Genomic DNA, 11,749 nt, shown 5'->3' on the forward strand with positions numbered 1-11,749 from the left:
GCGGCCTGCTTAACCTAATGCCAACAGGATCGAATCCAAGATGTCCCTGATCCGGATGAGTTCACCTCATGTTTACAAGGCCAACAGCACGGCCAATGTGATGCGCCTGGTGATGCTGGCGATGCTGCCCGGCATTCTGGCCATGACCCTGTTTTTCGGCTGGGGCACGCTGATCCAGATCGCCTGGGCGGCGTTGCTCGCGCTGGGTTTTGAAGCCGCCATGCTCAAGCTGCGCAAGCGCCCGCTTGGCTTCTACCTGAGTGACTACAGCGCCATCGTCACCGCCATGCTGATTGCGGTTGCCTTGCCGCCTCTGGCGCCCTGGTGGCTCACCGGAGTCGGTGTCTTTGTTGCCATTGTGATCGCCAAACATTTATACGGCGGCCTTGGGCAGAACCCGTTCAACCCGGCCATGGTGGCCTATGCCCTGCTGCTGATCTCGTTCCCGGTGGAGATGACCCGCTGGAACCTGCCGTTTGTACTGACCGGTGAAGGCTGGTCCATTGCGCCCTTCTTCGACACCCTGGGAGTCATCTTTGGCGGTGCCGAGCCGGTCTTCTTTGACCAGTTTACCGGCGCCACGCCGCTGGATGAGATTCGCCATCGCGGCGGCCTGACAACAGAGGAAGCCTGGCGTCAGTCTGAAGTACTGGCACAGGGCATTGGCGCCTGGCATGCCGTGAGCGCCGCCTGGCTGATGGGCGGTATCTTCCTGCTCTATCGCAAGGTGATCACCTGGCATGCGCCGGTTGCCATGCTGGTTACTCTGGGCCTGATCAGCAGCATGTTCTTCGGCTTCGATCCGGACAACTATGCTGATCCGCTGTTCCACCTGACGACGGGTGCCACCATGCTGGCAGCCTTCTTTATCATCACCGACCCGGTTTCCAGCGCGACCAGCAACCGCGGCCGCCTGGTGTTCGGCGCCTGTATCGGCCTGCTGGTCTTTATTATTCGTACCTGGGGCAACTATCCAGACGGCTTTGCCTTTGCCGTACTGCTGATGAACCTGGCAGCACCCTTTATTGACTTGTATACCCAGCCACGCAGCTACGGCCACAGTCGAGCCAACAAGGGACGTGGAGGCAACTCATGAACGAACTGATCCAGGCAATCCGTGGCAACGCCATCGCCATCGGCCTGTTTGCCATTGTCACCTCTGCCGTCATCGCACTCACCCAGGTCGCTACCCGCGATGCCATAGTGCACAACAAGGAAGCCTTCCAGGCCCGCGCGCTCTATGAGATTGTGCCGCGCGAGTTGGACCCAGACCTGCTTGACCATACCCTGAGTATCAATGCACCTGAGCTCGGCCTCGATGAAGATGCCCTCATGTACCAGGCCATTCAGGATGGACAGGTGCGCGCTGTACTTATGCCCGTCATTGCCCCGGACGGCTACAGTGGTGATATCGAACTGCTGGTAGGCATTAATGCCGACAGCTCGGTGGCAGGCGTGCGCGTGCTCAGCCACAAGGAAACACCGGGACTGGGCGATAAAATCGAGCTAAGCAAATCAGACTGGATCCTCGACTTTACCGGCGCTGAAAAAACTATTGGCCGTGATGACAGCTGGGCCGTCCAAAAGGATGGCGGTCGCTTCGACCAGTTCACCGGTGCGACCATCACACCCCGCGCCATTGTCGGCGCGACTGCTCGAGCGATTGAGTTCTTCCGCGCCCATCGCGACCACCTGCTGACGCCGGTGACGAACACCACGCAGCCCCAAACTGCAGGAGTGACAGAATGAGTGTCGACTACCGCAAGATCACCATTGATGGCCTCTGGCACAACAACCCGGCTTTGGTACAGCTGCTTGGCCTCTGTCCGTTGCTGGCCGTGACCGCATCGGTCGTGAACGCACTGGGCCTCGGCCTGGCCAGTACCATTGTACTGGTCTGCTCCAACCTGACGGTTTCCATTTTTCGTAAACTGGTGCCAGAGACGGTTCGCCTGCCCATCTTCGTGATGATCATTGCCTCATTCGTAACCGCTATCGAATTGCTGATGCAGGCCTTTACCTATGAGCTGTATCTGATTCTCGGCATCTTCATTCCCCTGATCGTCACCAACTGCGCCATCATGGGCCGCGCCGATGCATTCGCGGTGAAAAACCCGGTGCGCGCTTCGGTCGTCGACGGCCTTATGATGGGTATCGGCTTCAGCGTTGTTCTGGTCCTGCTTGGCGGCATGCGTGAGCTACTGGGCACCGGCGCGCTCTTTGCCAACATGCACCTGCTGTTCGGTGAAGCCGCACGCAGCTGGCAACTGGTCATTTTCGATGACTATCGCGGCTTCCTGTTCGCACTTCTGCCGCCGGGTGCGTTTGTTGGCCTGGGCCTGATGATCGCGCTTAAAAACGTGATCGATGCGCGCCTGGAAGAAAAGCGCAAAGCGTCTGCACCCAAACCCGAGGATGCCCCACCCAGTAAACGGGTCCGTGTCACCGGCTAAACAGCCGGGAGGCTATAGACTTATTGATAGCCTCCCTTTAACCGAAATCATTGTGTCAAGTTGCTTCTCTAGGCTAGCATGTTCCTATTCACATGGACCTAGTGGGATGATTTGTGGGCAGCTCGATACCCGTTGTTATTTGTGACGATTCACGTCTTGCACGTCGCCAGATGGCACGCGCCTTGACACTCTGGAACGTTGATATCACCGAAACAACCAATGGCCTTGAAGCCCTCGAAGCGATTCGAGCCGGCAAGGGCGAGCTGTTGTTTCTTGACCTGAACATGCCGCTCATGGACGGCTACGAAGTTCTCTCCCGCATCCGCAGCAATGACCTGCCCACACTGACCATTGTCGTGTCCGGCGATATTCAGCCCGAAGCACGTGAGCGTGTCATGCAACAGGGCGCGCTGGACTTTATTCGCAAGCCCATCGATTTTCAGCAATTGAGTCAAACCCTGAAAAGCTTTGGCCTGCTGGAAGCACTTAATCAGTCAGAGCCACCTCCCCCCCCTTCCCCCGAGGAGACGCAGCCCTCACCAGCCGAACAGACGGATACTCAAACCGCGCTTGCGCTGCGTGACAGCTATCAGGAGCTTTCTAACGTTGCCATGGGTGAAGCTGCCAACCTGCTGGCCAAGCTGCTCGACACCTTCATTGAACTGCCGATTCCCCGTATTCAGCTGGTCGAACCCTGTGAGCTGGAAGCCACACTGGCGCAGGCATTTCAGGCCGACAGCCTGACCACTGTCTGCCAGGGCTTTATTGCACCAGGCATTTCAGGGGAAGCCTTGCTGACCATGTCCACGCGCAACGCCGATAACCTGGCCCAGCTGCTCAATCATGACGGCAAGCTGACCGAGCAGGTTGAACGCGAGCTGGTGATGGATATTGCCAATGTTCTGATTGGCGCCTTCCTCAACGGCCTGGGGACCCAGCTGGACCTGCGTTTCAGCCAGGGCTCTCCCCTGATGCTGCGCAAGGAGAACCTGGCGCAAACGGAGTGCTGCCACGGTTCCCGACAAACAACCCTGAGTATCGATATCGGTTATCGCATTGAAGGCCAGGAGATCAATTGCGACCTTCTCTTGCTGTTCACTGAAGACTCACTGGCCAAACTGAATGAACTCGTGAGGCACCTCTGATGATGAATCACCCCAACACTGCACTCAACATGGAAGAGCTGCACTGGCAACTGGGGCTGCTGCAGAACCTGGATGTGGGCCTTATCGTGCTGGATGCCGACTACCGCGTACATCTGTGGAACAGCTTTATGGCAAACCACTCCGGCATTCGCGACGCTGCTGCTCAGGGCAAACGCCTGGACGAGCTGTTCAAAGGGTTCCCGGCACGCTGGTTTCAACGCAAGCTGGAGAGTGTATTCCTGCTGCGCAGCCAGGCATTCATCACCTGGGAAGAACGTCCCTACCTGTTCAAGTTCAAGCCCTACCACCCGATTACAGGGCTGGCCGAGTTCATGTACCAGAATGTGACGCTGATTCCACTGACCTCACCCAGCGGCACCGTAACCCATGTCGGCATTATGGTATATGACATGACCAGTGCCGCCATGAGTCAGAAAGGGCTACACCAGGCCAATGAGGCACTTGCGCGCCTGAGCCGCACAGACCGCCTCAGCGGTCTTGCCAACCGTGGTCATTGGGAAAGTTGCCTGGAACAGGAATTCGAGCGCTTCATCCGCACACAGCGCCCCTCAAGCCTTGTCATGATGGACGTTGACCATTTCAAGCGCATCAATGACACCTACGGCCATCAGGCTGGCGATGAGGTCATCAAGGCGCTCTCCGCCATGCTGATGTCCCATGCCCGTACCACTGACTTGCCCGGCCGCTATGGTGGCGAAGAGTTTGGGGTTCTGTTGGTGGATACTACAAGCCAGAACGCTCTCAACTTTGCCGAGCGCTTGCGCCAAGCTGTTGAAGCCATGATCGTGCGCCACAACGGCAACACCATTCAATTTACGGTGAGCATCGGTGTTGAGGAGACGCGCAATGAACACCAGTCCCATGAGGGTTGGATGCGCGCCACCGACAGTGCGCTTTACCACTCCAAGGAGAGTGGCCGCAACCGTACCACCCTGGCCGAGGATCTGGAATAATGGCTGCTTTGTTTGCCCAATAGCGACCGTTTTTCCATGAATGCCGACAAGCGTTACCAGATCTTCAGCCGCCTGCAGGCGGAAAACCCCAATCCCGAAACCGAGCTGGAATATAACTCCCCGTTCGAACTGTTGATTGCCGTTCTGCTCTCGGCTCAGGCCACAGATGTCAGCGTCAACAAGGCCACCCGCAAGCTCTTCCCGGTTGCCAATACACCTAAAGCCATGCTGGCGCTGGGTGTCGATGGCGTGAAAGAACACATCAAAACCATCGGGCTGTTCAACACCAAGGCCGAAAATGTGATCAAGACCTGCCGCATGCTGGTTGAGCTGCACGACAGCGAAGTCCCCCAGGACCGCACTGCTCTGGAAAAGCTGCCCGGCGTAGGCCGCAAGACCGCCAACGTGGTCTTGAATACCGCTTTTGGTCAACCGACCATGGCCGTAGACACCCACATCTTCCGCGTCTCCAACCGCACCGGCATTGCCCCTGGTAAAACGGTACTGGACGTGGAAAAGAAGCTCCTGCGCCATGTTCCCAAACCCTTTCTCGTGGATGCTCACCACTGGCTCATTTTACATGGCCGTTATGTGTGTACGGCACGCAAACCCAAGTGCGGTTCTTGCCTGATTGAGGACCTCTGCGACTACAAGGAAAAGACCGAATTCTAGCCCTTCCGTTACTCACATTTTCTGTGGATAAAATAGTGGATAATGTTTGGAATAGCGGCCCCAGCCCAGCAATTTTAGGGCCTTCAGCGAATTGGTAATTTTTTGTTCAATTCGAAATAAAAACCAATAAAAACAATTAGTTATATATTACAAGACCGTTTCATATTTTTTTTTCGACGGTTATGCACCGGCTTCGTGCAAGGCCCGCCCTGCATGTGCACAATCCAAAAAATGCGCCCTGTCAAGGCGCATTTTTCTAAAATCACGGTGAATCATTGACCCACTTCAAGGTGTCCGGTTTCGCCTGTAAAAGGCTCAACTCAGTCCTCCGGCAACTCCAGCTCAATGTGGCTCACCGGCCGGCAGCTGCAGGTCAGAATTTCATCATCCTGAAGATCAACCAGGCTATCCTGAACATACTCGACTTCACCATCCAGCAGCCGTGCCTTGCAACAACCACAGTAGCCACCGCGACAACTGTAGGCTGCCGGAATGCTCTGGGCCTCCAGTGCATCCAGCAACGAGAACTCATACTGATAGAAGAAGGTATGGTAATTATTAACCTTGATCCTTGGTATGCCTGACATAACCCGCCCTATTACAGATCGAAGCCGTCAAAGTCGCCAGTATCGACATCGTTGTCGATCTGACCCACCAGATAAGAGCTGATCTCCGCTTCCTGCGGCGCAACCTGGACGTTGTCGCTGACCAGCCAGCCGTTCATCCAGGGCAGCGGGTTCTGGCGCGCCGGGAACAGCTCATTCAACCCCAGAGCTTTCATACGCACATTAGTGATGTACTCGACGTAGTCACCCAGAATGCGCGCATTCAGACCGATCATGGAGCCTTCGCTGAACAGGTATTCAGCCCAGTCCTTTTCCTGCTCGGCCGCTTCACGGAAGATGGCATACACCTGATCTTCACATTCAACGGCAATCTGTTTGAAGTCAGGATCATCAGCGCCTGAGGCCATCAGGTTCAGCATGTGCTGGGTACCGGTCAGGTGCAGCGCTTCATCACGTGCAATAAGCTTGATGATCTTGGCATTGCCTTCCATCAGGGCGCGCTCGGCAAAGGCAAAGGAGCAGGCAAAGCTGACATAGAAGCGAATGGCTTCCAGTACGTTGACCGACACGAGAGTCAGGTACAACTTCTTCTTCAGGTTGTAGAGGCTGACATCATAGGTCTCGCCCTCAATGCGATGGGTACCCTCACCGTGTACGCTGAAGACATTTACCAGCTGAATGAATTCGTCATACAGGCGCGTTACCGCTTCCGCACGCTTGATGATCTCCGGGTTAGTGACGATCTGGTCGAACACTTCCGAAGGCTCGGTGATGATGTTGCGGATAATGTGCGTGTACGAACGGCTGTGAATCGTCTCACTGAACGCCCAGGTCTCGAACCAGGTTTCCAGCTCGGGCAGAGATACAACTGGCAGGAAGGCCACGTTGGGCGAGCGGCCCTGCACAGAATCCAGCAGCGTCTGATATTTCAGGTTGCTGAGGAAGATGTGCTTCTCATGATCCGGCATGCCCATGAAGTCTTTGCGGTCGTTGGTCAGATCGACCTCTTCCGGGCGCCAGAAAAAGGACAGCTGCTTTTCGATCAGCTTTTCGAAGATCGGGTATTTCTGCTTGTCATAACGCGCCACGTTAACGGGACGGCCGAAGAACATGGGTTCACGGGTGGCATCGTGATTACTGGGACTGAACGTAGAATATGACATGAATGCCTTGTCCTGAAAAAACACTACTACCCCGGGCAGAACGCCCGGGGCAAAACGCGAATCGCTTGAGAAGGTGCTGCTTTACAGCTTGCAGGCGCCGCCTTCACAGCCATCATCGGCTTTATCGGAAGCACCGGCACCATCACGGGTGTTGTGATAGTAAAGCGTCTTCACACCAAACTTGTACGCAGTCAGCAGATCCTGGAGCAGCTGCTTCATGGGTACTTTTTCGCCGGTAAACTTGGTCGGGTCATAGTTGGTGTTGGCCGAGATGGACTGGTCAACAAACTTCTGCATGATACCGACCAACTGAAGATAGCCGGTATTGCTGGGGATATCCCACAGCAGCTCGTACTGGTCTTTCAGCTCCAGGTATTCCGGCACCACCTGCTTCATGATGCCGTCCTTGCTCGCCTTCACGGAGACAAAACCACGCGGCGGCTCGATACCGTTAGTGGAGTTGGTGATCTGTGAAGAGGTTTCACAGGGCATCAGCGCTGTCAGAGTACTGTTGCGCAGGCCAAACTCGCGGATATCTTCGCGCAGGGTTTCCCAGAAGTAGTGCAGCGGCTCTTCGCAGTAGCTGTCTATATCACGCTTGTAGGTATCGATCGGCAACAGGCCCTTGGCGTAGGTGGTCTCGTCAAATTTCGGACAAGAACCAAACTCCTTGGCCAGCTGGTTGGACGCCTTCAACAGGTAGTACTGAACGGCTTCGAATGTACGATGCACCAGGCCGTTGGCACTGCCGTCGGAGTAACGGACGCCATTCTTGGCCAGGTAGTAGGCAAAGTTGGTGACACCCACACCCAGGGTACGGCGCGCCATGGTAGCGTTGCGTGCCGCCGGGATCGGGTAGTCCTGGTAATCCAGCAGGCTGTCCAGTGCACGCACGATCAGATCGGCCAGACCTTCCAGCTCATCCAGATTCTCGAGCGCCCCCAGGTTAAAGGCCGACAGCGTACAGAGCGCAATCTCGCCTTCCGGATCGTTGACGTCGTTCAGCGGCTTGGTCGGCAGCGCAATTTCCAGACAAAGGTTGGACTGCTTGACCGGTGCGACCTGAGGGTCAAACGGGCTGTGCGTGTTGCAGTGGTCTACGTTCTGAATATAGATACGTCCCGTCGACGCACGCTCGGACATCATCAGACCGAACAACTCGACGGCCTTGATGCTCTTCTTGCGGATGCTCTCGTCCTGCTCATACTTCAGGTACAGGCGCTCAAACTCATCCTGATCGGCAAAGAAGGCGTCGTACAGACCCGGTACTTCGTGCGGGCTGAATAGAGTGATGCTTTCGCCCTTGATCAGGCGCTGATACATCAGCTTGTTGATCTGCACGCCGTAGTCGATATGACGTACGCGGTTTTCTTCAACACCACGGTTGTTCTTCAGAACCAGCAGGGATTCCACTTCCAGATGCCACATCGGGTAGAACAGGGTCGCTGCCCCGCCACGTACGCCGCCCTGCGAGCAGGACTTAACAGCAGTCTGGAAATGCTTGTAGAACGGGATACAACCTGTGTGAAAGGCCTCACCGTTACGAATCGGACTACCGATTGCACGGATACCACCGGCATTGATGCCGATACCCGCACGCTGGGATACATATTTAACAATCGCAGCAGCCGTCGCATTGATGGAATCCAGGCTGTCACCGGTCTCGATCAGCACACAGGAGCTGAACTGGCGTGTCGGCGTTCGCACACCGGCCATAATCGGCGTCGGCAGCGACAGCTTGAACTGGGACGTCGCATCGTAGAAGCGCTTCACGTAGTCCAGGCGCGTCTCACGAGGATAGTTGGCAAACAGGCAAGCTGCCACCAGCATATAGAGCTGCTGCGGACTTTCATAAATTTCACCGGTCACGCGGTTCTGGACCAGGTACTTGCCTTCGAGCTGTTTGACAGCCGCATAGCTGAAGTTCATATCACGGCTGTGATCGAGGTAAGCGTTCAGCTCATCAAAGTCTTCACGGCTGTAGTCGCTCAGCAGGTGCTGATCGTAACGTTTCTGCTCCACCATGCTGACAACATGGTCGTACAGGTGCGGCGGCTCAAAATCGTTAAAGGCACGCTTGCGCAGGTGGAATACGGCCAGGCGCGCCGCCAGATACTGGTAGTCTGGAGCGTCTTCGGAGATCAGGTCTGCGGCGGACTTGATCAGCGTCTCGTGGATATCCGAGGTTTTGATTCCCTCGTAGAACTGCAGATGGGCACTTAACTCAACCTGGGATACCGACACATTTTCGAGCCCCTCAGCGGCCCAGATAATGACACGATGGATCTTTTCAAGGTCAATCAGTTCACGCCGACCATCGCGTTTGGTAACCATCAGATCTTGCTGCATTCTGCACGCTCTTCCAGTTCAAATGTTTCTGATACACATGCCTCAGCGAGGCACCTTCCCTGCAACCGTCTCACCACATCCATGTTGAAGCATCACAGGCAACGGGAGGCTTAGTACAGCAAACACCCGAACCGGCCAGTTTCAGAGCAGAAACACAAGATGTAGTACAGCACCGCTTACAGGGCACTAAATATAGATTCTGACGCGAGGATTTCAATATTGATTTATCGGCCTATCACGTGTAACCGGACCGACCCCATGCGTCTGAAAGGCGCGGATTATGCGGCCTTAGCGAAGCTTTTTCCATGGCATTTTGAATAAGATTTTTTTTCATACCAACCACAGAAAACACGAAAACAGCGAATACAAAAATCAGGTCATTTTTCCCTTCAAGAGGGCTTTACAAAAGACGTTCGGATCAATAGAATGCGCTTCCGCTGGTGGGGTTCCCGAGTGGCCAAAGGGATCAGACTGTAAATCTGACGCGCAAGCTTCGGTGGTTCGAATCCACCTCCCACCACCATCGAATTTAACGAAAGAGCCTCGTCGATTGACGGGGCTTTTTTGTATCTGAGAAATCTGCAGGTGGATGAGAACCAGCGAAGGTGGTTCGAGCCGAGGCACTCTGTGCCGAGACGACGTTGCGGCGAAGACGCAACGGCCCGAAGGGGAACAATCCACCTCCCACCACCACTGATTTGAAACGAAAAAGCCTCGCCCACTGACGGGGCTTTTTTGTGCCTGGCGCTCGTTATTATTTCCGGGCTGCTTTCACCAGCCAGCGAAACAGACGCAGATGCGAAGGCATATACCAGAGATACTCCGGGTGCCACTGAACACCGATGATTGCATCCTTTTCAGACTCAAACCCCTGCACGATCTGGTCCAGATCCCGTCCAACAATACGAAGCCCTCGCCCGGCTGAACGCACAGCCTGGTGATGCAGGCTATTCACCCGCAGATGCTCTTTCTTGCAAATACAGGCCATGCGGCTGGGTGATTCCAGCTGTACCTGCTTGGTCGGCAATAGCCCTGGCCGGTTATAGGTGCGTTTACGCAAATCGCGCAGGTCCTGATGTAACTGACCACCGAGCATCACATTAATCAGCTGGGCACCACGACAGATCCCCAGCATCGGCAAGCCTGATTCCAGCGCATAGCCGATCCAGCGCATCTCCAGCTCATCGCGCTCAGGATCGGTACGTACAGGCGCTTCCAGATCACCGCCATAATGCTCAGGACTGATGTCATCGCCACCGCCAATGATCAGTGCATCAACAGAATGCTCCGGCACCTGATGACGCACACTGACCCGCACCGCCTCTGCACCGACCAGTGACAGTGCCAGGCGCGTACACCACCAGGATGGCGACCAGCGCCGACCGTTGCCGGTTACAGCCACCCTCGTTCGCGCAACCATAAACCCATATCCTTCACCCAATCTGAACGATTCACACCCAATAGTGGGCGCGACCTCTCCTGCCAACGTGCCGCCAGGCGCTTAATCGCCTCATCATCCGCAGCCAACTGCTCCACCATCCACCAGGTATTCCACTCCCTGGCAAGGTCCCAGCCGTCGCGTTCGATTTCACAATTGGGCAAACGATAGTGCAGCGCAGGACGCGCCTGGATACGGTCATCATCTACGGCCTCGCGTACACGGTCTGCATCGAGGTGCATCAGCAGCGGTAACAGGTCCAATGCCCTGTTGCGCGTGGCGTTATAGGTCAGATAAAGATCAAACAGCGCATCCTCATCATCCACCTCCTGACGCAGCAGCCTATCGATATATTCCTCCGGATAGAGATCAACATAGGGCGACATCTTGCGCGTCAGATTGACGTCGTGGGCATCCACCAGCCACCACTGCAGCAGACTGTAAGCCCGCAGATAGGACAAAATGGTGCGAGGCTCCAGATCCGGCATCTCGGCATTGATATGAACGCCCAACGCCGCAACCAGTGAGTCATCGGTGCCTTGAGCCCCGGCCTTGCGCAGGGTTTCAACCAGATCATCCAGGGAGTCCAGCTGGTCCAGCGGGATGGGCGGGCATACCAGCTCCACAGGCACCACCAGCGCAGCGGCACGACTGAGTCCATCCAGCCAGTCCGGCGTCACCTTTTCCTCGGCATATTCCTTGGCGACCTGCTTCAGCAGAGCCCAATCCAGCTCAAGCTGAAAACCTCCCTGCTCGGTCGCGATCGTCGTTTCAACGGGTGAGTGGACCTGCTCCTCACCTTGCAGCACATCACGAATGGCTGCGCGAGCCTGAGCAAATGTCAGCCCGGTGAATTCCAGCTCAAACCCCACACGTCGTGGGCGCCCGTCCGAGAGGGTCGCCCAGGTGGGCTGCCGGTAACTTTTCCTCATGCCCTACTCCTTAAGTTGCAGGTGTTCGAGTACATCCGAACCCCGCCAGGGTGAATC

The 11,749-nt window shown here is 55.8% G+C and carries 11 protein-coding genes, 1 tRNA gene and 1 other RNA gene; 8 read left to right on the top strand and 5 right to left on the bottom strand.

The window, feature by feature from the left end:
* Nucleotides 1-40 precede the first annotated feature (40 nt).
* From rsxD to nth, 6 genes are all read left to right on the top strand, one after another.
* Nucleotides 41-1,096 (top strand): electron transport complex subunit RsxD, encoded by a 1,056-nt coding sequence (rsxD, locus tag O3C79_RS13960; RefSeq protein ID WP_494383593.1) that lies wholly within the window; start codon nt 41-43, stop codon nt 1,094-1,096.
* Nucleotides 1,093-1,749, top strand: a complete 657-nt coding sequence (gene rsxG / locus O3C79_RS13965) for an electron transport complex subunit RsxG (RefSeq protein WP_494383594.1) — start codon at nt 1,093-1,095, stop codon at nt 1,747-1,749. Before rsxD ends, rsxG begins: the two co-directional genes overlap by 4 nt.
* Nucleotides 1,746-2,453 (top strand): electron transport complex subunit E, encoded by a 708-nt coding sequence (locus O3C79_RS13970; RefSeq protein WP_494383595.1) that lies wholly within the window; start codon nt 1,746-1,748, stop codon nt 2,451-2,453. The genes rsxG and O3C79_RS13970 overlap by 4 nt, the downstream gene beginning before the upstream one ends.
* Nucleotides 2,454-2,566: 113 nt before the next feature.
* Nucleotides 2,567-3,598, top strand: coding sequence for a response regulator (locus O3C79_RS13975; RefSeq protein WP_494383596.1), 1,032 nt, complete (start codon nt 2,567-2,569; stop codon nt 3,596-3,598).
* Nucleotides 3,598-4,572, top strand: coding sequence for a sensor domain-containing diguanylate cyclase (locus O3C79_RS13980; RefSeq protein WP_494383597.1), 975 nt, complete (start codon nt 3,598-3,600; stop codon nt 4,570-4,572). The genes O3C79_RS13975 and O3C79_RS13980 overlap by 1 nt, the downstream gene beginning before the upstream one ends.
* A gap of 36 nt (nt 4,573-4,608) precedes the next feature.
* A complete protein-coding gene (nth, locus tag O3C79_RS13985; protein ID WP_494385795.1) occupies nt 4,609-5,244 on the top strand; it encodes an endonuclease III in 636 nt (211 codons plus the stop codon).
* A gap of 320 nt (nt 5,245-5,564) precedes the next feature.
* Here nth and yfaE read toward each other — a convergent pair whose 3' ends face one another.
* From yfaE to nrdA, 3 genes are all read right to left on the bottom strand, one after another.
* The gene (gene yfaE / locus O3C79_RS13990) at nt 5,565-5,831 is read right to left on the bottom strand and encodes a class I ribonucleotide reductase maintenance protein YfaE (protein ID WP_010322273.1); all 267 of its coding nucleotides are present in this window, start codon (nt 5,829-5,831) and stop codon (nt 5,565-5,567) included.
* Between the two features lie 11 nt (nt 5,832-5,842).
* A complete protein-coding gene (gene nrdB / locus O3C79_RS13995; protein ID WP_494383598.1) occupies nt 5,843-6,973 on the bottom strand; it encodes a class Ia ribonucleoside-diphosphate reductase subunit beta in 1,131 nt (376 codons plus the stop codon).
* Nucleotides 6,974-7,054: 81 nt separating this feature from the next.
* Nucleotides 7,055-9,322, bottom strand: a complete 2,268-nt coding sequence (gene nrdA, locus O3C79_RS14000; RefSeq protein ID WP_494383599.1) for a class 1a ribonucleoside-diphosphate reductase subunit alpha — start codon at nt 9,320-9,322, stop codon at nt 7,055-7,057.
* 439 nt (nt 9,323-9,761) lie between these two features.
* Between nrdA and O3C79_RS14005 the strand changes: the two genes are divergently transcribed.
* Nucleotides 9,762-9,845, top strand: a tRNA-Tyr gene (locus O3C79_RS14005).
* Nucleotides 9,846-9,890: 45 nt separating this feature from the next.
* A non-coding RNA gene (locus O3C79_RS14010) (RtT sRNA) lies at nt 9,891-10,015 on the top strand.
* 61 nt (nt 10,016-10,076) lie between these two features.
* Here the strand turns inward: O3C79_RS14010 and O3C79_RS14015 are convergent.
* Nucleotides 10,077-10,742, bottom strand: coding sequence for a gamma-glutamyl-gamma-aminobutyrate hydrolase family protein (locus O3C79_RS14015; protein ID WP_494383600.1), 666 nt, complete (start codon nt 10,740-10,742; stop codon nt 10,077-10,079).
* Nucleotides 10,715-11,692 (bottom strand): amidoligase family protein, encoded by a 978-nt coding sequence (locus O3C79_RS14020; RefSeq protein ID WP_494383601.1) that lies wholly within the window; start codon nt 11,690-11,692, stop codon nt 10,715-10,717. Before O3C79_RS14020 ends, O3C79_RS14015 begins: the two co-directional genes overlap by 28 nt.
* Nucleotides 11,693-11,749: the final 57 nt, after the last annotated feature.

It is taken from the genome of Marinobacterium sp. NO-S09 (genome assembly GCF_059179545.1).